Below are 21,898 nucleotides of genomic sequence, written 5' to 3'. Positions count from 1 at the left end.
GTCGCCATTTCCGCGACGGTGCCGCCGCCGCAGTGTTTCGCTGTCGGCTTCGTGCCACGTGAACCGTCTATCAGTGGCAGGGCATGCGTTGCGCGTGTCTCCCCGATCGTCGCCGCAGCCGCGGCCCACCAGGTTGATGAGGTTCCGATGTCGCACCCGCTCCCGTCCGTTGTTCGTCCGGCCGCGTCGATGCGCCGCAATCATCCGATGGCGTGGGCCATCGCAGTCGCACTGGGGAGCATGGTGGCCCCGGCCAGCCAGGCGCAGCAGGCGTTCAGTCCGGGCTGGTTCGCCGAACGGGGCGCGGCCCAGGGCAGCGCGGCACAGAGTGGCCGGATGCCCAACGGCGTGCCGATCCAGTTCCAGTTGCCGGCCCAGCAGCAGGACGCAGCACGGCAGAAGCTGCAGCAGTCGATCGACAATCTTGGCACGGCGGCGCAGGCGATTGCCCTGCAGCAGCGCCTGCAGGAACAGGCGCGGCAGGCGCGCCGCGAAGCTGGCTTCGTCGTTGCCGACGGCCTCGGCAAGGACGGCCTGAGCGTCGACCAGAATCCGCTGACCCGTGGCTGGCGCAACGCGCGCGAGGCGATCCAGTCGCAGGGCAGCGACGGGCGGGTGCAGGTCACGGTCGAGCAGACCGCGGACAAGGCGATCCTGAACTGGGAGACCTTCAACATCGGCGGCAACACAACGCTGAACTTCCTGCAGCACCCTGACTGGGCAGTACTGAACCGCGTCAACGATCCTCAGGCGCGGCCCAGCCAGATCCTGGGCCAGCTGAAGGCCAATGGCACGGTGTTCGTGGCCAACCGCAACGGAGTGGTGTTCGGCAACAACAGCCAGGTCAATGTACGCAATCTGCTGGCGGCTGCAGCACGGATCAGCGATGCGCAGTTCCGCGACAATGGCCTGTACAGCCCCGACGCCAGCAGCAGCACGCTCAGCGATGCATTCGGCAAGGTGATGGTGGAGCAGGGTGCCCGCATCGCGACCCATGAGCCGACCAGTGCGACGCGCGGCGGTGGCTACGTGCTGCTGGCCGGGCACAGCGTGGAGAATGCTGGCCATATCGAGGCGCGCAAGGGCCAGGTGCAGCTCGCTGCGGGAGACAGTTTCGTGATCCGGCGCGGCGTGGGTACGGCCACCAACTCCAGCTCCACCACCCGGGGCAATGAAATCGCGCCGCGCTTCATCGCCGGCAGCACGGCTGGCAGCGTGCGCAACACCGGCCTGCTGCGCGCGCTTGAGGGTGACGTGACTCTGGCCGGGCGCAGCGTCGAGCAGGCCGGTGTGGCCGTGGCCAGCACCACGCTCGCACAGCGCGGCACCGTGCATCTTCTGGCCTCGGCCAGTGATGCCGGCAGCAGCGTCACGCTCGCCGATGGCGCCACTACGGCGGTGCTGATCGAGGACGATGGCAAGGCCACGGTGCTGGATACGCAGCGCGACAGCCTCATCAAGGAGTCGGCAGAGCAGGACGCGATCCGCGCTGGCGCGCGCTCGGCAACCTTCGACAATCTGTCCCAGCACAATGATCGCCGGGACCAGTCGCGGGTGGAGATCGTCTCGGGTGGCAACATCCATTTCAGCAGGGATTCGCTGACGGTTGCCACGGGCGGCCAGATCATCGCCGATGCGGCGGCCCGCAGCTACGTAGACGACGCCGCGCGCGTGGACGTGTCCGGCGCAGTGGGCGTGCAGGTGTCGATGGAAAGCAACAATGTCCAGGTCAAGGTGCAGGGCAACGAACTGCGCGATGCCCTGGACAACCGCGACAGCGGCAAGCTGACCAGCAGTGAAGTCTGGGTCGATCGCCGCAGGCTGGTCCACGTTCCGGCCGGTACCGGGGGCTACGAGGGGGAGCGCTGGTACGCTGCAGGCGGCCTGCTGGAGGTGGGTGGCTACCTCGACAACCAGGGGCACTCGATCGGCGAGTGGGCTGCGCAGGGAGGCACCGTCCTGTTGGGCGGCAGGGAAGTGATCACGAACGGTGGCTCACGCATCAACCTTGCCGGCGGCAGCCTGGATGTGCAGAGCGGCGTGGTCCGGCAGAGCTGGGTGCGCGGCGTCGACGGCCAGGTCTACCGCCTTGATGAGGCGCCGGCGGAGATGCTGTTCGATGGCCTGTACAGCGGCCATGAAGTAAAGCAGGAGCGCTGGGGCATCACTGAGACCTTCCGTGATCCGATCGTATTCGCGGCGCAGCGTGTCGATAACGGATACACCGTCGGCCGCGATGCAGGTCGGCTGATCGTCTCCGCACCGACCGCAGTGCTGGATGGGAAGGTTGAGACGACCACCTTCCAGGGCGCGCAGCAGAACCGCAGGCCGGAGGCCGCGCTGGATGGCTATGCGCAGGCGCAGACGGCAGTGGCGCGCAATGCGCAGCTGTACCTGGGGCGCTACGACGGCCAGGGCCGCAGTGGTGTGTTCGGCTCGGATGTGCGCCTGGATGACAAGGCTCCGGCGAAGGCGGCGTGGTCGCTGCTGGCTCCGGTCAACGAGGAGCGGCGTGACACGGTGTGGTTGGATATCGCAGCGCTGAGTGCCCAGCAGTGGGGACGGATCGACCTGGCGACCGCCGATCGCATCCGCATCGACGGCAGCCTTCGGCTTCAGGCAGGTGGACAGCTCAACCTGACCGGCAGCGAGGTGGAACTGGCAGGCGACATCGGCATTGCCGGCGGCCAGCTGTCGGCGGGCAACCTGCTGGATGTCCAGGGGCGGCCGACGGCGCTGCTGCACGATGGCCGCGCCCGCACCGCCATTGCCGGCGGCACGCGGATCGATCTCTCCGGTGAATGGAGCAACGCGTCACTGGCGATGCCGCTCGACGCCAGCGGTGCCTGGACGGATGGCGGCCGCCTGAGCCTGAGCAACAGTCATGACGTGGTCGTGGGCGCCGAGGCAACGGTGGACGTCGAGGCCGGCGCCGCGCTGGACCTGCGCGGCAAGGGCCGCATCGGCAAAGGGGGCAGCGTCAGCCTGCAGGCCAACAGCAGCACGGTTACGACGGACGGCAGTGGCCGGGTGCAACTGGGCGAGGGGAGCCGGTTCAGTGGCCGAGGACAGGGCAGTGGTGCCTTCTCGCTGGGAACCGGTGGCCGCGTTCGAGTGGGCGATGCGGACCCGGCGGACGCGTCGCTGCGACTGGATCCCGGCCTGTTCGGCAGTGGCTTCGCACAGTACGACATCAACGGCCACCAAGGCGTGGCGGTGGCCGACGGCGCGCGGCTGGTCGCTGCCCTGCCAGGCCTGCGCCTGACCCAGGACGCGCAGATGGCAACCGATCGGGCGTCCGCACTGGCGGCGTGGGATGTGCCGCTGTACAGCGCCGATCCGTCGAACGGGCGCGTCAGCCAGCGCGCCGGTGCGAGTATCAGCCTGCGTTCGGACCGCAACAGCGTGGGCGGTGACCTGCGCGTCGGCAAGGATGCGCTGGTGGCGGTCGACCCAGGGCAGACGATCTCGCTGCTGGGTGCAGGCAACATCGATGTTGAAGGCACACTGCGTGCGAAGGGCGGCCGTATCGTGATCGACGATGTGCGTCCGCAGAATGCGCTGTACGCCGGGCAGCGCACCGAACGCACCTGGCGTTTCGCCGAAGGCGCGCTGCTGGATGCCGATGCAGACGCAATCTCGTTGCCCGATCCCAGCGGCCGCCTGCGTGGGCAGGTGCGCGCGGGTGGACGCATCGAGATCGGCGGGGCGCTGGACTGGGAGACCGCAGCATTCGTCGACAACCGACCACCGGAAGCGTTCGTAGTGGTCGAACGCGGCGCGCGCCTGCAGGCGCGGGGGGCGTCGGCCGAGCTGGATATCGACGGCCAAGGCCGTGTACGCGTGGACAGCGACGGCGGGCAGATCGTGCTGCGCTCGGCCAATGCGCTGTATCTGGAGGGCGGAATGGACGCGGCCGCCGGTGGTGCCGGCGCACGCGGTGGCACGCTTGGGCTGGCCTTCGGCGGCAGCATCCATGCACGTGGCGCCAGCGAGGAGGTACTGCGGGCACGTGCGATCACCCTCAGCCAGCACAGCGCACCGGTGCAGCCACTGCCGGCCGCATTGGAGTATGGCCACGCCGCGTTGTCGGTCGAGCAGCTGCAGGCGGGCGGCTTCGACAACCTGTCCGTGTTCGGTGACATCCGCGCCGTTGGCGATGTCGACCTGCGCCTGGCCCAGAGCCTGCGCATCCATGGCCAGGGCACTTCGAGCCTGGGCATGGCCGTGGATGCCGGGCCGTCGTCGGCGTTGCGGCTGAGTGCGCCCTACGTCCGCCTGGCGCAGGCGCGCTGGGGCCAGCTGGCGGGCGAGAACCTGCAGGGCACTGCGGCGGTCGCTTCGGCCGGGCCGGACGATCACGCGCTGGCGGTGCAGGCCGCGCTGATCGACATCCGCGACGTCACCTGGCTGCCCGGGTTCGACCACGTGGCGCTGGAAAGCCGCAGTGACGTGCGCCTGACCAACGGCATTGCCAGCAGTGGCAACACCAGCGCGTTGATGACGGCCGGTTCGATGGACGTCACCGCTGCGCGCCTGTACCCCACCGCAGGCGCGGTCGGCACACTGGTGGCCGGCGCTTCGGCGCAGACCGTGCAGACCGCTGATTACTGGGCCGATCCAGCTGCCGTGCTGCGAATCCACGGCACAGGTGCGGCCACGCAGCCGGCGCCGGAATCGGCGCTGGGCACGCTTCGCCTGGTGGCCGCCACGGTGCAGCAGGGCGGCAACGTGCAGGCGCCGATGGGCACGCTGCAGCTGGGCGGCCTGATCCAGAACGGAACCATCGGCAGCCGGGTGGAACTGCTGCCAGGCAGCGTTACCTCCACCAGCGGTGCCGGCCTGTCGCTGCCCTATGGTGGCACCGTCGATGGTGTCGACTGGCGGGTAGGCACGCGCAGCCTGAGCTCGCTGGCGCCGGCCGGCATCTCCTCGATGGGGGTGACCCTGAAGGCCAACGAGATCGAGGTGGCGTCGGGGGCACTGCTGGACATGTCCGGCGGTGGTGAGTTGACCGGTGCGGCCTTCGTGTCCGGGCGCGGCGGCTCTGTCGACGTGCTGCGCACGGCGTTGGCCGACGCCAATCCGCGCTACGCGTTCAGTGCGTCGGGCAACCCGGTGTACGCGATCGTACCGGGACGCGCCGGGGCGTTCGCCGCCAGCGGCGAAGAAGGATTCTCAGCTCCGGCGGTGGGCCAGCAGATCACCGTGCCGGCTGGCGTGCCCGGCCTGGCGGCCGGCACCTACACGCTGATGCCGGCAAGCTATGCGCTGCAGCCCGGTGCATTCCGGGTGGAGCTGGGCGCTACCGGCACCTCGGGCATCGTGCAACCGATCGCGACCGGCACCGGCACCTGGCGTGTGTCCGGGCAGCAGCGCACGGCGCTGGGCGCGGCAATCTCGCCGTTGCTCACCGACATCCTGCTGACGCCCGCCGCAGTGGTGCGCCGGCACTCGGGCTACAACGAAACCTCCTACAACAGCTTCGCGCAGTCGGTGGCCGACCGCCGCGGCGAGTCGCGTGGCTGGCAGACCATCGATGCGCTCGGGTTGACCCTTGCGCTGGGCGAAGGTGCAGGTCGTGCAGACACGCCTGCCATCCGCTTCGCCGGCACCGCGCGGTTCGGCGCCGCCACCGACAAGGGGCGCGGCGGCACGCTGGCAGCCACGTTGGCGAGCCCGGCGGTCGGTTCACTGGAGATCGTTGACGGTAGCGCGCAATCGCAGGCGCGTGATCGCGGCGCCACCTTCAGCGACGACGCGCTCAATGCCTTCCTGCCGGCACGGATGATCATCGGCGGGCAGTTCAGCCAGGAGGCCTCGCAGGTGGCGGTGACCGGCCAGGCGCGCAGTGTGGCGATCCGTTCCGGCGTCACCCTGAACGCACCGGAAGTGCTGGTGGCAGCGGCCTCCGGTGGCAGCGGCGTGCTGGTCGAGGCCGGTGCGACCCTCGATACACTGCCGTTCGCAACCGCCAACGCGGGTGCCAGCGCGACGCTGCCTTACCAGGTCTCCGGCGGCCTGCTGGCGGTGTCCAACCAGCGCCTGAACCTGATCACCGGCACCACGGGCGTGGAGGCCGGTCCGGTGGCGATCGACATCGGGGGGTGCCAAGCGGCGTGCGACGGCCAGGCCCGGCTGGTTTCCGATGGCAGCATCGCGGTAGCGACCGATGGCACGCTGCAGATGCGCGACTCGGTCAGCTATGGCACCCGTCAGCTCGGCCTGAGCATGGCGGCGCTGAACCTCGGCAGTGCCGAAGCGATCGCACAGGCCGCTGCGGCAGGGGCACTGCCCAGTGGCATGACCATGAACCAGTCCGTGCTGCAGCAACTGCTGCGCGGCAATGATGCCACCGGCGCGCCGGCGCTGGACACGCTGAGCCTGGTCGCGCGGGAGTCTGTCAACGTGTTCGGCAGCGTCGACCTGGACGCGCGCGACAGTGCCACCGGCCGCAGTGGCCTGCAGACGCTTGTGCTGGGTGCGCAGGCCATCCGCGGCTACGGCGCGGCGACCGACCGTGCGCGCATCCTGGTGGACACGCTGGTCTGGGACGGCGCATTGGCGGCGAGCCAGGCGCCGGGCAGCGACGCGTCGGTGCCGCCGGCCGATCCGATGGTGGACCGGCTCGGCGCCGGGCAGCTGGACCTCGTCACCCGCCAGCTGCAGCTCGGGCGGGCACCATTCAGCCGTCCCAGCTCTGAAGTACCTGCGAACCGGCAGGTGCTCGGATTCAGTGCGCTGAACCTGAGTGCTTCGGAGCAGCTGTCGTTCTCCGCGCAGGGCACGCTGGACGTGTTCCAGCAGCGCGGCGACTATCTGGCCGACAAGGGCTGGCAGTACAGCGGAGGCAGCCTCGGCATCGATACCTCGTTGTTGACCGCCGATCCCGCCGCGCAGCTGCGCGTGCGCACTGGCGGCGAGTTCCGCCTGCAGGGGGGCACCGGCAAGGCGGGTGGCGATGCACTGGGCAGTGAGCTGAGCATCGACGCCAACCGGATCACGCTGGACAGCACGATCGCGCTGGCGTCAGGACGGCTGTCGGCGAGCGCACGCCAGGGCATCACGCTTGGCGGCCGGGCGGTGCTGGACCTGGCCGGGCGCAAGGTCCCGCTGTACGACGTGGACAAGTTCAGCTGGGGCGGTGATGTCCTGCTGTCCAGCGACACGGGTGACATCCGCACCGATGCTGCCTCCCGCATCGATGTTTCTGCCCGCAACAACCGCGCCGGGCGCATGACGGTCACCGCAGTGGCCGGCCAAGCCGATCTGGCCGGTGTTCTCCAGGGTGCCGCCAGTGGCCGCTACGATGCCGGCGGCACGCTGGTGCCCTACGACGGCGGTGAACTTGTGGTGCGGGCACGTCAGCTGCAGGACTTCGCCGGCCTCAACCAGCGATTGACCGCCGGCGGTGTCGTTGGCGGCCGCAGCTTCCAGATCGGTGAAGGCGATCTTCGGATCGGCGACGAAGTGAAGGCGCGCCGGGTCGACATCAGTGTCGACGCGGGCAGCCTGACCGTGGCCGGCCGCATCGATGCCAGCGGCGAGCAGGTCGGCAGCATCCGCCTGTACGCCCGCGACCAGTTGCAGGTGGACGGCACGCTGGACGCGCACGGTACCGGCCTGCGCGTGGACAGCCATGGCAAGATCATCGACAGTCCGAACCGGGCCACCATCACGCTGGGCAGCGCCGAAGGCGCCGTGGGTCTGGGCAGCGCGGCGCACCTGGACCTGCGTGCCGGCAGCGGCGTGGCCGTCGGCGACGGCCCTGGACAGAACGACGGCATGGCGCGGGGCTCGCTGAAGATCGATGTGCCGCGGGTGGGCAGCAACGACGCGGCGATTGCCGCGGCCAATGGCCTGCGCATCGATGGCGCGGCTGACATCCAGCTCAATGGTGTCCGCCGTTACGACGATGCGCCCCTGGCCAGCACCGCTGATGTGCGCGGCAACCGCGCGCAGCTGGTTACCCAGCAGTGGCTGGACCAGGTGGTCGATCCGCACAGCGTGGCGTGGATCGATGGTGCGCTGGGCAACCCGGACCTGCAGCAGCGCACGCGCGCGCTGGGTGACGTCCGCCTTCGTCCCGGCGTGCAGGTGGTGGCGCGGCGCAGCGACGCCAACCCGGACGGCGACCTGACCATTGCCGGCGACATCGATCTGTCCGGCTACCGCTACGGACCCGAAGCCAACCGCGCCGATCCATCGCGGCGTGGCTTCGGCGAATCGGCCTCGCTGGTGCTGCGGGCCGAAGGCAACATCAATGTCTACGGCAGCATCAACGATGGCTTCGCACCGCCACCGCCCACGCCGGATGAGGGGGGCTGGCAGCTGTATGAGGGTCGCAATGGCAGCGCCGGGCACACCCCCTTCGGCAGTGGCCTGGTGGTGCCGGTGGACGGAGTGAAGCTGCAGCCCGGCACCGAGTTCCAGGCCGGCACCCGCCTGAACTACGACGTGCCGGTCGAATCGGTAACGCTTCCGGTTGGTACCGTGCTGCCCGCGCCGATGGTGATCTCGCAGAATCTGCGCCTGCCCGCGGGTACTGTACTGGGTGCGGCAGTGACCACCGACTCCGGGCAGACGCTGGCCGCGGGCACCGTGCTGCAGGAGCCGCTGGTGCTGGCGGCAGGTGCGCGGCTGGGAGCCGGCTTCCGCCTGCGCAGTGCGGTACAGGTGGCGGCACAGGAGTGGCCCGCCGGCGCGGTGTTGCCGGTTGCGCTGCGCCTGGCACGGGAAGTCGCGCTCAAGGTGGGCGCGTACATTCCCTCGTTGACCAAGGTGGAGCTGCCCGGCGACGCGCCGGTGAATCTGAGGCCGGCCGATGCCAACGGCAACCAGGGGCGCAACTGGGCGCTGGCGCCGATGCTGGCCGAGGGCACCACCTCCTGGGACTTGACCGTGGTTGCCGGTGCCGATGCCGGGGCGGCCGATCCACGCAGCCGGCGCTGGGGCAGCGAAGGCAGCGTGGTGCTGGCTGATACCCACCAGGGCTCGATCGGCACGGTCAAGTCCGAGATCATCTGGGTGGGTGATCGTGCGTTGACCGAGCGGGCATCGTTGGACTGGATCGGCGACACGTCCTATGCGGGCCGCCCGATCGCAGAGCTGGCCGACATGTTCGGCTTCACCGAAGATGAGTTCTGCGCGATGTCGGCCGACTACTGCGGCCCGGCACCCCGCCAGGTGGCCGCGCAGGGCTCGCTGGATTACTGGGGTGACGAGTCCTACGTGGGCACCCCTGCGAAGGACTTCGCCGCGATGTTCGGCATGACCGAAGACGAGTTCTGCAGTACCGCGCCCACCTACTGCGCCGGCGGCGGCACGCAGACCGAAGTGACCACCTACGGCAAGCGCGCGGGCACGCCGGCGTGGAGCGTGCTGCGCACCGGCAAGGGGGACATGGAACTGCTCGCTGCCGGTGACGTCGTGATGAAGTCAGGCTTCGGTGTCTACACCGCCGGCACTCCCACCGCGCTGGGTGGGGGCCACGACGCTGCCTTCAATTCGCCCCGTGCAGCGGCTCCCTGGAACACCGCACTGCTGGGGCCGAACCTGGTGCCGGGCAGCTATGACGCAGCGATCGCAGGCTACCAGGCCTGGTATCCCGATCATGGTGGCAACCTGCGGGTCGAAGCCGGGCGCGATATCGTCGGCGACGCCTGGACCGCGCGCGCGGAGTCGGGCACCAGCGAGCGCGACTGGTCGCTGTACTCCAGTGCCGCGGTCGGCAATTGGCTGTGGCGGCAGGGAACCGGCAGCACCACCGGCGTGGAGCCGGTGCCGACCAGCTGGTGGGTGAACTTTGGTACCTACACCAACGTGTCCGCTGCCGCTGGCGCCTCTCCGCGGATGGTCGGCTTCACCGGCTTCGGCACCTTGGGCGGCGGCGACCTGACGCTTGAGGCCGGGCGCAATGCCGGCGTCCGCGATCCGATGGGCGACGCGCTGGGCTCGCTGAGCGCACCACGCTCGGGCGCGATCATCGCGGCGGTGGGATCGACCGGCCGGGTCAGCAATGGCCAGCTGCACCTGACCGGTGGCGGCGACCTGCGGTTGCGCATCGGTGGCGCACTGAATCCGAATCTGCAGGCGACGATCTCCAGCCTCAATCCCTCCAGGGCGGGACAGAATCTCGACCTCAACGGTACCTTCAGCAATCTGCGTGGCAGCCTGCAGCTTGATGCCGGGCGCATCGGTGCAATGGGCGTCACCCTGGAAAACTACGCGACGCTGCGTCAGCAGCGCGCCGCAGACCTGTTTGCGCCCGACGCCGCCCGCGCGATGGGCGGACCGGTGCTGGTGCTGGGCGATGCGGTCGCGCAGCTGCAGGCACGGGGCGATGTGGTGCTCGGCGGGGTCGCCGATGCAGGCCGGGTGCCGCTGGCCAACTACAGCGCGGTGCTGCAGGATGATGGCGCGCGCGCTGCAGGCAGCACGTGGTTTTCCCTGTGGACCGCCAGCACGGCCGTGGATCTGTTCAGTGCCGGTGGTGACCTCGCGCCAGGCCTCGCCGGGCCGGATAACGTGACCGGCAGCAATCTGTGGCGCGAGCAGGTCCAGCTTGTTGTGCGTGGTGGTGATGATCTGCTGAATTACTGGCTCTATCCTTCGCGCTTCAGCGCCATTGCTGCGCAGGGCGACATCAAGCTGGACCGGATCAGCGCCACGCCGGGGACGCAGGATGTGATCCTGCTGGCACCCTCGGCAACGGGACGGTTGGACGTCCTGGCCGGTGGCAGCATCTTCGCCCAACGTGGCGCGACCCAGATCGCGCGCTCGGGCGCGGATGCGCGCCTGCCGGGACCCTTCGACCCCGCATTCCTGGCCCAGCAGGGGGATTCCGGCGGAAATGTGACCCGCTCGCGGCACAACCTGTCGGTCGACGGCAACATTGCATCGCCGGACGCGTCGCTTCCGCTGTTTGCGTTCGGTCCGAATACTCCGCTGTCCACCGTTTCTGCGGCCCTGGCGCCGAGCCGCTTCTACGCGGTGCAGGGCGACATCATCGGTCTGGCCACCGGCGCCCGGCGCACGCTGGATCCCAACGTGGGGCAGCGCACACAGCTGAACTGGTTCGAGGCCGCCGGCGCCGTGCAACTGCGGGCAGGCCGGGACATCCTCGGGGTGTCGATGACCGCATTGAACACCGCGCCCACCGACATCACGGTGGCGGCGGCGGGCCGCGACATCGTGCATCTGAACGCGACCATCGCCGGCCCCGGCAACACCGAGATCAGTGCCGGCCGCCAGCTGCGCCAGGAGGATGCGGGCAGCATCGTCAGCCTCGGTGGCATCGTGCAGGGCGACACCCGTCCCGGCGCCAGCATCGCGCTGACGGCCGGCAACCAGCAGATCGATTACGCGGCCCTGCGTGCCCGCTATCTGGACCCCGTCAACCTTGCCGATCCCGTGCAATCGCTTGCGTCGCAGCCGGGCAAGGCAGTCAAGGTCTACGACCAGGAACTGACGCAGTGGCTGCAGCAGCGCTTCGGCGTGGCTGCTGACGGCGACGGGGCGCTGGCTGCCTTCGATGCGCTGCCGCAGGAACAGCAGCACATCTTCCTGCGCCATGTCTATTACGCCGAGCTGCGCGAAGGTGGACGGGAATATACCGATGCAGAAGGGCCCCGCTTCGGCTCCTACCTGCGTGGGCGCGAGGCCATCGCCACGCTGATGCCAGACAAGGCTGCGACCGGCGCGACGATCGACCGTACCGGCGATATCGTGATGTACGGTGGCTCCGGCGTGCGCACCGAAGCGGGTGGCAACATCGAGCTGATGGCGCCGGGTGGGCAGATCGTGATCGGTGTGCAGGGCGTGGTGCCCCCGGCCAGTGCCGGACTGGTGACCCAAGGGCAGGGCGATATCCGGCTGTTCAGCCAGGACAGCGTGCTGCTGGGCCTGTCGCGGGTGATGACCACGTTCGGCGGCGACATCCTGGCGTGGTCGGAGCAGGGTGACATCAATGCTGGTCGTGGTTCGCGCACGACGTTGCTGTACACGCCACCGCGCCGCGTCTATGACGGGTGGGGCAATGTGATCCTGTCGCCGCAGGCCCCGGCCAGCGGTGCTGGCATCGCGACCTTGAACCCCATCGCCGAAGTGCCGCCGGGCGACGTCGATCTGATCGCACCGCTGGGCACCATCGATGCGGGCGAGGCCGGTATACGCGTCTCCGGCAACATCAATCTGGCCGCGCTGCAGGTGCTCAACGCGGCCAACATCCAGGTACAGGGCGAGAGCAAGGGCCTGCCGGTGCTGGCATCGGTCAACGTGAATGCGCTGGCCGCGGCCAGTGCGGCAGCCAACAGCGCCAGCCAGGCGGCACAGGACGTGATGCGCAAGAGCCAGGACGACGCACGGCGCAACCAGCCGTCGGTGATCAGCGTGCAGATCCTGGGCTTCGGCAGCGGTACCAGCAGCGTAGCGCCGCCGGCGCGCGGCACTACCGCCAACAGCGGCTACGACGCAGACAGCGCATTCCAGTTCCCGCAGGCCAGCCGCGACGACGGCACGCAGCGCAGGTAGGTGCCGACCCTGATCGGCACGATCGCGGCCGGCAGTAGATCCACGCCATGCGTGGATGGGACTGACCAGGAAGAACGGACAGCATCGGGCCAGCCGCCAGGGAACGGTGGCGGCCCCAGCCAGGACGGCACGGAGGGCAGGGAGCGGCCATCGGCGGTGAGGACCACCGACACGGCGCCGCCGGGCGCAGGATGGCACCCGGCGGCAGGCTCGGCAGTAGATCCACGCCATGCGTGGATGGCTGGGCCAGCATCAGTGCCGACCAAGGTCGGCACCCACCAAAGCAGGCCGGGCAGTAGAAGCCGCTCGGCAGTAGATCCACGCCATGCGTGGATGCTTTGCCTGGGAGGAATCCTAAAGCTCCAGCACCCGCCGGTAACTCAGCGACCCGCGCCCATCGCGCAGGCCCAACCGCAGTTCCAGCCCGGTGGCCGGCAGCACCTCGCCTTCGCTCGGCAACAGCGCCCACCCCGCGCCCGGCTGCCAGGCGCGTACCTCGAACCGCTGCACATCCCTGGCCACCGCAATGCCTTTCGACGGCTCAGGCGCGGGCAGGGGGTATCGATCCGTCGCCGCGCCACTGGCCCGCCACAGCGTATTGCCCTGCCGCCACCAGCGCACCCGCTGCCAGCGTAGTCCATCACTGCCGACACTGCGGGTGATCTCCAGCGCGAAGCTGCCATCCGGGTGCCGTTCGCTTACCAGGGACGGAGGCAGCAGCCGCTGCGGTTGATCGGCCGGACGCACTGCACCATTCATCAGCGCGTCGTCGGCACGCATCTCGATATCGCGCTGGAACTGCTGCAGGATGCGCAGCGCCGTCGTGGTTTCGGCATCGGCCCGGCGCAGGCGCTGGTCGCTGCTGGCCACGCTGTCCAGCGCACGCCAGCAGATCAGCGCCAGCACACCCATGATGGTGATCGCGATCATCACTTCGATCAGGGTGAAGCCACGCGTGACCCGCTTCATTGCATGGTGGTCCATGGCAGCTGCATCCGCGCCAGGGACTGCTGCGGTGCATCTTCGGCCACCACGCTCAGTTCCAGTTGCGGCTGGCTGTCGCTGCCGGTGCCGAGATGTTGCAGCACCAGGAACGTGCTGCGCCCTTGCACGCAGCGCTGCCGTGCATCCTGCGGCGGCTGCCCAGCCAGGCGCAGCTCCTGCCAGCGGTCCTGCGCGCACATCAGTGCCAGCCGACGGTCGCGCAGGCGCGATTGATCGTCGGTAGCCACCGCCACCGAACGCATCACCGCCGCCAGTGCAATTGAAACGATCGCCAATGCGATCAGCACTTCGATCAGGGTGAACCCGTGCTTGTTCCGCTTCACTGCACGACCTGCAACTGTCCGCTGCCATCATCACGAAGACGCAGCTGGCGGCCCTGCAACGACAGCGTCACTTCCCACGCCACGCCAATCCACTCGGGGCTCAGTTCAATCGGCGTGGTCGGCTGCACCGCGATGCCCGCCAGCTGCCATGGTTGTGGGCGCAGCAGGTCGTCGCGCTGCACATCCACCCAACGGGTGCCTTCGCGGCGGCTGAAGCGGTAGCCGGCGGCGTCGGCCTGCCAGCGCAGGGGGCGGCCATCGATCCGGGCCTCGTCGCGCGCCACCTGCAGGCGCTGCGCCAACTGTTCGGCTTCCTGTCGCAGCTGCCGGCCCGGGTCGAGCAGGCTGCCCAGGCCCAGCCCGATACCCGCCGTGCAGATACCGATGATCACCAGCACCACCATCAGTTCCAGCAGGGTGAAACCACGCGGCACGCGCTGCATCGACGTTGCCTCCTGTCCGGGTCGATGCCTGCCAGCGTAGGCCCGCATGATGAAACAAAAGCGTCAGCCGCACCTGCTAGCGTGGGCAGACACGAACGTGGCGATGGTGCGGAACATGGACGGCAGGCGCTGGGATCGCAATCGCATGTTGACCCTGCTGGCGGCGGCGCTGCTGCTGGCCGTAGTCGCCTATTGGAGCATCACTCTGTCTGCGGTGGCGCCGGCGGCCGTGGCCAGCGAGGCGAAGACCGAGGCGGCGGTGCGGCCGATGTTCGATGCGGTGGCAAGCCTGCCGCTGGTGCGGCTGCTGTCCCCGGGCGCGGTGCAGACCGAGGTGGTCGTGCTGGGTGTGATGGCCGGCGACCACGCGCCGCTGGCGCTGCTTTCGGTGGATGGGCGTCCTGCCGAAGCGTACGCACCCGGCCAGCGGCTGGGGCCCTGTACGGTGCTGGCCAGCATCAATGCCAGCGCAGTGGAACTGAACCAGGCCGGTCAATCGCGCAGCCTGCCAGTGCCCGCGCTGCCACCAGTGCCAACTGATGGCATCGTGCCGGCTGACTTGTAGAGCCGAGGCCGCGCTCGGCTGCTCCTGCGCGGCATCGCCGATGAATGCAAAGACAGCCGAGCATGGGCTCGGCGCTACACAGGCGCAGACTCAGCGCGCAGGTCGCTGCGGCACCACCGAGCGACCGAACGCATCGCCCATGCGCTGCCGCGTGCCTTCCAGGTTGTACTGCATCAGCTGGTTGCCGGGCTGCTGCATCAGGCGTTCGGCTTCGGGGAGCGCCGCCGACTTCGCCGGCCTTGTCGCAGGCGCCAGCTTGCGTTGCAGACAGTCCCAGGCCGGAATCCGCTCGCCGTTGACCAGTACTTCGATGCAGGGCGCAGCTTCTTCCTGCTTCTTCGACTCGTCGGCGCGACCCGATGGCAGCGCCAGCAGCAGGGCGAGGGCGAGGGCGGCGCGCAGGTCCGGCATCAACGATTCACACATCTCGAATCTCCCGCAGCAATCGATGTCCTGCAATAAAGACGGGTGGCCAAGGCAGGGTCCGCCTGCGTGCGTTGCGGCGCTTTCAAAAGATGACAGTGCTGTCACAAAACTGTTGGCGGCTTTGACGCGATGTACACGTCCTGTTGGTAGATCCACGCGCCGCTCCCTGGCCCCTCCCTTCGATACGACGCGATGCCTTCGATGAATCCTGTTCCGTGCCGAGCCGTTCGCCTTCCGCTGCGCCTGCATCCGCTGGTGCTGGCCCTGGCCGCGATGCCGCTGCCGCTGTTCGCGCAGGAGGCAGCACCCGCGCCCAGCGTGAACATCAACGAATACATCGTGCGCGGCAACACGGTGCTCGATCCGCGGCAGATTGAACGTGCGGTGGAACCGTTCCTCGGCCCGGGCAAGACTCTGGCCGATGTCGAGAAGGCGCGCGATGCGGTCCACGCGCTCTATCAGCAGGCCGGCTACCAGTCGGTCTACGTCGAGCTACCCGAGCAGCAGGTCAGTGGGGGCGTGGTGCTGCTGAAGGTGCAGCAGACGCCGATCGGCCAGCTGCGCGTGGTCGGCACCCGCCACGAATCGCCCGAACGCATTCGTGAACGCGTGCCGGCACTGGCGGAAGGCAAGGTTCCGGACTTTGACCAGGCCCAGAACGAACTGACCGCACTGAACGAAGGCGGACGTCGCCAGGTGATGCCACTGGTGCGCGAAGGCCAGGTGCCGGGCACGATGGATGTGGACCTGCAGGTCGAGGAGAAGTCGCCGTGGCGTGCCAGTGCGTCACTCAACAACGACCATAGCGCCGACACCGAGAAGCTGCGCCTGAGTGCATCGCTGGCCTACGACAACCTGTGGAAGCGTGGGCACAGCGCCAACCTCGGCGTGTATCTGGCGCCGGAAGACACGAAGCAGGCCAAGGTGTTCTCGGCCTCGTACACGATGCCGTTCGAAGGTACGCCGTGGAGCCTGGAAGCCTCCGGCTACAGATCCGACAGCCGCGTGTTGAATGCAGGTGGGCAGGTCGGTACCGGCACCGGTACCAATGTGATCGGCAACGGCCATTCGATCGGCCTCAAGCTCAACTATCGCCTGCCGGGCAGCAGCCAGTGGTGGCGCCAGCTCAGCCTCGGCGTGGATTTCAAGGACACCGAGGAAGACACGCAGATGGGCAAGGAGAGCCTGAAGACGCCGCTGAGGTACGCGCCGATCACTCTGGCGTTTGTCGGTGTACGCCAGGGCGAGCAGGATCAGTTGAGCATCAACACCCAGCTGGTGGCCGGTACGCGTCGCTTGTTCGGCTACGGCAGTGACGCCACCGCGTTCGGGCAGAAGCGCTACTGGGCCGATCCGAGCTTCGTGGCGTTCAAGGCCGATGTCGCCAACACCCACACTTTCGGCAACGACTGGCAGTGGTATGCGCGTGGATCGCTGCAGGTGACCGACGCGCCGCTGGTGTCGGCAGAGCAGTTCGCCGCCGGCGGCATGTACACCGTGCGTGGGTATCTCTCGGCCGAGGCGATCGGCGACTACGGCGGCCTGGCCAGCCTGGAATGGCGCACGCCTGCGTGGTCACCGTGGCGCGGCACCGACCTGCGTGTCTACAGCTTTGCCGACGCGGCCTACCTGCGCCTGCGCCAGCCGCTGCCCGAACAGCGCGACAAGTACAACCTGGCCTCGGTCGGCCTGGGCGCGCAGCTGCGCCTGGGTCAACACCTGCAACTGCGCCTGGACTACGCCTGGCCGTATGCCGATGGCCCGGTCACGCGCAAGGACGACCCGCGCCTGCATTTCAACATCAGCACCAGTTACTGACCCTTCCCTTGAACATGCGTTCTCCGGAGACCCTTCGCATGGACCGTTTGCTTTCCCGAGTGTTGTTGCTGCTGGCCGCGCTGGTTGCGCTGCCGGTGGCTGCGGCCGATGCCAATTGGTGGCAGGCCGAATGGAAGTACCGCAAGCCGATCACCATCGACGCCGGCCCGCAGGGCGCGGGCCTGGCCGGTGACCCGGGCCGCACGCCGCTGCTGCTGCGCCTGCATACCGGCAACTTCGGCTTCGACGGAACCCAGGATGCTGGCAACGACCTGCGCTTCGTTTCGGGTGATGGCCGTACCGTGCTGGCCCACCAGATCGAACAGTTCGATCCCAGGATGGGCCTGGCCCTGGTCTGGGTCGACGTGCCGGCGGTCAGTACCGCCGCGCCGCAGACGATCTGGATGTACTACGGCAATGAGAAGGCACCGGCCAGCGGCAACGGCCAGCAGGTGTTCGATCCGGACTACACGCTGGTCTACCACTTTGCCGAGGCCAATGCGCCGGCACGCGACACCACCGCCTATGGCAACAATGCCGGTGCGGTGGTGCCGCCGTCGGAAGGCTCGGTGATCGGCCGTGGCGTGCAGCTGGGCGCCGGTCCGCTGCCGCTGCCGGCCAGCGCATCGCTGGCTCAGGAAGCGGGCGCGCCGCTCACCGTTTCAGCCTGGATCAAGCCGGGCGGCAACACTGCGGCGCAGGCGATCTATGCGCGTCGCGACGGCGCATCCGAGCTGGTGCTGGGCATCGAGAACCGCGTGCCGTTCGTGCAGCTCAATGGCCAGCGCAGCACGCCCGCGCAGCCGGTTCCGGAAGGACAGTGGGCACACGTTGCACTGACGGCAGAGAAGGGCGCGTTGCAGCTGTACCTCAACGGGCGCGTCGTTGCCCAGCTGAGCGGCGAGCTACCGGCGCTGGGCACCGCCCCGGTGGTGGGCGCCGATGCTCCTGGCGCGGTGCAGCCGCTGGCCAATTTCGAGGGTGCACTGGATGAGCTGCGTATCTCGCGCGTGGCACGACCGGCGGCACTGCTGCTGGCCGATGCCACCGCACAGGGCGCCGACTCGCGGCTGATCAGCTACGGCGCGGACGAGCAGTCCGCCGGTCAGAGCCACTTCGCCTTCATCCTCAAGGCAATGCCGTTCGACGCCTGGGTGGTGGTGGCGATCCTCGGCCTGATGATGCTGCTGTCGTGGGCGATCATGATCGCCAAGGGGCGCCACTTCGGCCGTACCAGCAAGGCCAATGCGGTGTTCACCGAGAGCTTCGGCAAGCTGTCCGGCGTGCCGCTGCGCACCCTGTCCGACATGGACCGCCAAGGCAAGGCGCCGGCCGCGATGCACGATGGCTCGTTGTGGCGCATCTACCAGGTGGCCATCGATGAAATGCAGCAGCGCCACCAGCGCGATGGCAACAGCGGTTACCTCAGTGGTGCCACCATCGCGGCGATCCGCGCGTCGATGGATGCGGTGATGGTGCGCGAGCAGGAAGCGATGGCACGGCGCATGAACTGGCTGTCGACCACCATCGAGGGGGCCCCGTATGTGGGCCTGTTCGGCACCGTGATCGGCATCATGCTGGTGTTCGTGGTTGCGGCGATGGCCGGCGCGGTGGACATCAACTCGGTGGCACCCGGCATGGCCGCAGCGTTGCTGTGTACGGCGGCTGGCCTCGGCGTCGCGATCCCTGCACTGTTCGGCTACAACTACCTGGGCGCGCGTGCCGAAGCGATCGGTGCGGACATGGCGGTGTTCATCGACGAGTTCGCCGCGCGCCTGGCCGAAGAGCAGGACGGGCGCGGCCCGGCCGCGGTCCAGGGCTGAGGAGCGCGCCATGGGCCAGAAGGCGAAGTTCGGCATCAAGAAGCGCGAGAAGGGCATCAACGTGACGCCCTTCGTCGACGTGCTGCTGGTGGTGCTGGTGATCTTCATCCTGACCAGCAACGCCTCCATCCCCGGTATCGAGGTCGACCTGCCGAAGGCCAGCAACAGCGTGGCGCTGGAGAAGCCGAAGACCAAGGCGATCACCATCGACCCCAGCGGCCAGGTGTTCCTGGATGCCTACCCGGTGACGATGGCCGAGCTGGAAGACCGGTTGCGTACCGAGCGCGCGACCACGCCGGATTTCCCGGTGATCGTGCGCGGAGACGCACAGGTGCAGTATGCCCGGGTGGTCGAGGTGCTGGACCTGCTGCGGCGCTTGGAGCTGGCCCAGGTGGGCCTGGTCACCGGCAAGGCGCAGGGCTGAGGCATGACCGCCCATCAACCCCCTCGGCCGGAGCCCGGCATGCGTGGTCGCCCGTTGCTGGTGACCGTCGCGCTGGTGCTGGTCGCGTTGCTGGTGCTTGGCGTCGCGCTGTGGTGGCTGTTGTTCAAGGACACCGCAAGCACCCGCCGGCCGGTGGTGCAGCCGCCGATGCTGGCGTTGCCGCCACCGTCTCCGCCACCCCCGCCGCCACCGGAAAAACCGCCGGAACCGGAAACGCCGCCGGAAGAGACGATGCCCGAACCGGAGCCGCTGGATCAGCCGACGCCGGCCGAAGAGCCGACGCCGACCCCGGACAACAGCGATCCGGTGACGATGAATGCCGACGCGCAGGCCGGTGGCGACAACTTCGGCATCCAGTCCGGCAGTGGTGGCGGTTCGTCCGGTGTCGGTCGTGGCGGTGCCGGCAACGCCACCTATGGGCGCTACCTCGGCTACCTGATGCAGCAGGCGATCTCGCGCGACGACAAGGTCAAGCGCCTGGCGTTCCAGTTGCAGGTGAATGTGTGGCTGGCCAGCGATGGTCGCCTGGAAAAGGTCGAGCTGGTGCGTGGCAGTGGCAACGAGGAGGCCGACGCGGCCGTGCTCGATGCACTGCGTCGCATCGGCAAGGTCGACCAGGCACCGCCGCCGTCGCTTGATTTCCCCGCCCGCGTCCTGATCCAGGGCCGCCGGCCCGGGGCCTGATTCCCGACCTCCGTGATTTCCCTTCTTCCGATGAGAACCGTGATGAACGACCACGTCCGTGCACGAACCGACTCCCGCCACCCGCGGCCGGCCCGACGGGCGCTGCTGTGCTGTGCCGTGCTGCTCAGCCTGGCCGCCCCGGCCGGCGCGATGGCCGCCGAAACCACCATGGTCAAGCTGATCAAGGGGCTGATCGCCAGCGGTGCACTGAAACCCGAAGACGGCCAGGCATTGCTGGTGCAGGCGCAGGCCGAAGCAGCGGCGTTGCAGCGCACCGCGGCCGCCGGGACACCGGCCGCCAGTGGTGGCGTGGCCCTGGAGGCCGGTGACGTGCGCGTGCCGTACGTGCCGCAGAGCGTGCGCGACGGCATTCGTGACGAAGTGCGCCAGGAGGTGATGACGCAGGCCAGGTCCGAGGGCTGGGCGGCGCCGAACGAAGTGGCTGAGTGGACCAAGCGCATCAAGGTCACCGGTGACATGCGCGTGCGCAGCGAGTCGCGCTTCTTCTCCGAACGCAACAGCGACATCGTCAGCAACTGGTCGTCGATCAATTCCGGCAACGGCTTCGACACCAATACCAACACCAACCTGCAGCTGCCACCGCTGCTGAACACCCGCCAGGACCGCCGCAACCTGTGGCGCATCCGCGCCCGCCTCGGCATCGAGGCGACCATCGGCCAGCACACCACGGCTGGCGTGCGCCTGGCCAGCGGCAGCAGCAATGGCCCGGTGTCAACCACCGAGCAGCTGGGTGGTGGCCTGAGCAAGAAGGACGTGTGGCTGGACCAGGCCTGGCTGGCCTATAGCCCGGCCGACTGGGTGACGGTGCGCGGCGGCCGCTTCGGCAATCCGTTCTGGACCAGCGATACGCTGTTCTCCAACGACCTGAACTTCGATGGCCTGGCCGCCAACCTGCAGTACGACTTCGACGGCGGTGACCTTGGCCTGTTCGGCAATCTGGCGGTGGTACCGCTGGAGTACACCTCCGACAGCGCGCCCAGCCAGAGTCGGGTCAAGACCCCGAACGAGAACAAGTGGCTGTCCGGTGCACAGGTCGGCGTGAACTGGCGTTTCAACGATGACAACGCGCTGCGCGCGGCGCTGGGTTACTACGACTTCAAGAACATCAGCGGCCGCCTGTCCTCGCCGTGCGCGCTGTATGCGGGCGCGGTGGGCTGCGACACCGACTGGTCGCGCCCGGCGTTCATGCAGAAGGGCAACACCCTGATGCTGATCCGCGACATCGCACGCAACCCGCTGGATCCAGCCAACACGCCCACCCCGCAATACGTCGGCCTGGCCTCGGCATTCCGCCTGGCCACGCTGAACCTGCGCTGGGATACGCAGCTGGCCCAGGGCATCGGCCTGCGCCTGGACGGCGACTACATCCGCAACCTGGCCTACGACAAGCAGGCGATGTTCAGCCGCGCCAACAACGGCATCGTCAACAACTACGGCGCCGGTGGTACCGCCAGCATCGACACCTTCCGCAGCGGCGACACCGCCTGGATGGTGCAGGCCACCTTCGGTGCCACCGACCTGAAGGAGAAGGGCCAGTGGCAGGCGCTGCTGGGCTACAAGCGCATCGAGGCCGATGCGCTGCCGGACGCCTACAACGACCCGAACTTCCACCTCGGGGGCACCAACGCCCGCGGCTACTACGTGGGCGGCGCCTACGCGCTGGACGCGCGCAGCTGGATCAGCGGCAAGTGGATGGCGGCCAAGGAAGTGTCCGGTGCTCCACTGTCGATCGATGTGTTCCAGCTGGAGTTCAATACCGGGTTCTGAGTGACGGCGTGATGTGGATCACGTAGTGCGTGGCGGGGGCGCAGCGA

At 68.6% G+C, this 21,898-nt stretch carries 11 protein-coding genes; 7 read left to right on the top strand and 4 right to left on the bottom strand.

Translation table 11 applies throughout. The annotated features are described in order from the left end of the window. The first annotated feature begins 147 nt into the window (after positions 1–147). Positions 148–12,531: a filamentous haemagglutinin family protein gene (locus tag PEM_RS09445; protein ID WP_111128593.1), complete on the top strand. Its 12,384-nt coding sequence runs from the start codon at positions 148–150 to the stop codon at positions 12,529–12,531. A 354-nt stretch (positions 12,532–12,885) separates the two neighbouring features. On the opposite strand, the gene PEM_RS09440 is transcribed toward PEM_RS09445, so the two are convergent. From PEM_RS09440 to gspH, 3 genes are read right to left on the bottom strand one after another with little or no spacing between them, the layout of a single operon-like run. Continuing rightward, a complete protein-coding gene (locus tag PEM_RS09440; protein ID WP_111128591.1) occupies positions 12,886–13,500 on the bottom strand; it encodes a prepilin-type N-terminal cleavage/methylation domain-containing protein in 615 nt (204 codons plus the stop codon). Next, positions 13,497–13,859 carry a type II secretion system minor pseudopilin GspI gene (gene gspI / locus PEM_RS09435; RefSeq protein WP_111128590.1) on the bottom strand — a complete coding sequence of 121 codons (363 nt, stop codon included), beginning with the start codon at positions 13,857–13,859 and terminating at the stop codon, positions 13,497–13,499. Before gspI ends, PEM_RS09440 begins: the two co-directional genes overlap by 4 nt. Continuing rightward, the gene (gspH, locus tag PEM_RS09430; RefSeq protein ID WP_053500980.1) at positions 13,856–14,302 is read right to left on the bottom strand and encodes a type II secretion system minor pseudopilin GspH; all 447 of its coding nucleotides are present in this window, start codon (positions 14,300–14,302) and stop codon (positions 13,856–13,858) included. The genes gspI and gspH overlap by 4 nt, the downstream gene beginning before the upstream one ends. Before the next feature lie 103 nt (positions 14,303–14,405). Between gspH and PEM_RS09425 the strand changes: the two genes are divergently transcribed. Further along, entirely contained in the window at positions 14,406–14,867 is a 462-nt protein-coding gene (locus PEM_RS09425; protein WP_181453220.1) for a general secretion pathway protein, read from the top strand. Positions 14,868–14,957: 90 nt separating this feature from the next. Here PEM_RS09425 and PEM_RS09420 read toward each other — a convergent pair whose 3' ends face one another. Then, on the bottom strand, positions 14,958–15,293 hold the full coding sequence (locus PEM_RS09420) for a hypothetical protein (protein WP_005416765.1): 336 nt from the start codon (positions 15,291–15,293) through the stop codon (positions 14,958–14,960). Between the two features lie 201 nt (positions 15,294–15,494). Here PEM_RS09420 and PEM_RS09415 point away from each other — a divergent pair, with 201 nt between their 5' ends. Genes PEM_RS09415 through PEM_RS09395 form a run of 5 tightly spaced genes read left to right on the top strand, consistent with a single transcriptional unit; the run spans position 15,495 to position 21,851 of the window. Beyond that, positions 15,495–17,111, top strand: a complete 1,617-nt coding sequence (locus tag PEM_RS09415) for a ShlB/FhaC/HecB family hemolysin secretion/activation protein (RefSeq protein ID WP_111128588.1) — start codon at positions 15,495–15,497, stop codon at positions 17,109–17,111. 38 nt (positions 17,112–17,149) lie between these two features. Further along, positions 17,150–18,934: a MotA/TolQ/ExbB proton channel family protein gene (locus tag PEM_RS09410; protein WP_111174739.1), complete on the top strand. Its 1,785-nt coding sequence runs from the start codon at positions 17,150–17,152 to the stop codon at positions 18,932–18,934. Positions 18,935–18,944: 10 nt separating this feature from the next. Next, complete coding sequence (locus PEM_RS09405) at positions 18,945–19,358, top strand: biopolymer transporter ExbD (RefSeq protein ID WP_111129379.1); 414 nt, start codon at positions 18,945–18,947, stop codon at positions 19,356–19,358. A gap of 39 nt (positions 19,359–19,397) precedes the next feature. Continuing rightward, positions 19,398–20,063 (top strand): cell envelope integrity protein TolA, encoded by a 666-nt coding sequence (locus PEM_RS09400; RefSeq protein ID WP_111129378.1) that lies wholly within the window; start codon positions 19,398–19,400, stop codon positions 20,061–20,063. Positions 20,064–20,105: 42 nt separating this feature from the next. Next, positions 20,106–21,851, top strand: a complete 1,746-nt coding sequence (locus PEM_RS09395) for a putative porin (protein WP_070489819.1) — start codon at positions 20,106–20,108, stop codon at positions 21,849–21,851. Positions 21,852–21,898: the final 47 nt, after the last annotated feature.

The organism is Stenotrophomonas sp. Pemsol, from assembly GCF_003586545.1.
Lineage (GTDB): Bacteria > Pseudomonadota > Gammaproteobacteria > Xanthomonadales > Xanthomonadaceae > Stenotrophomonas > Stenotrophomonas sepilia.
The sequence above is the reverse complement of the archived record's forward strand: the minus strand, read 5'-3'. Positions and strand labels throughout refer to the sequence as shown.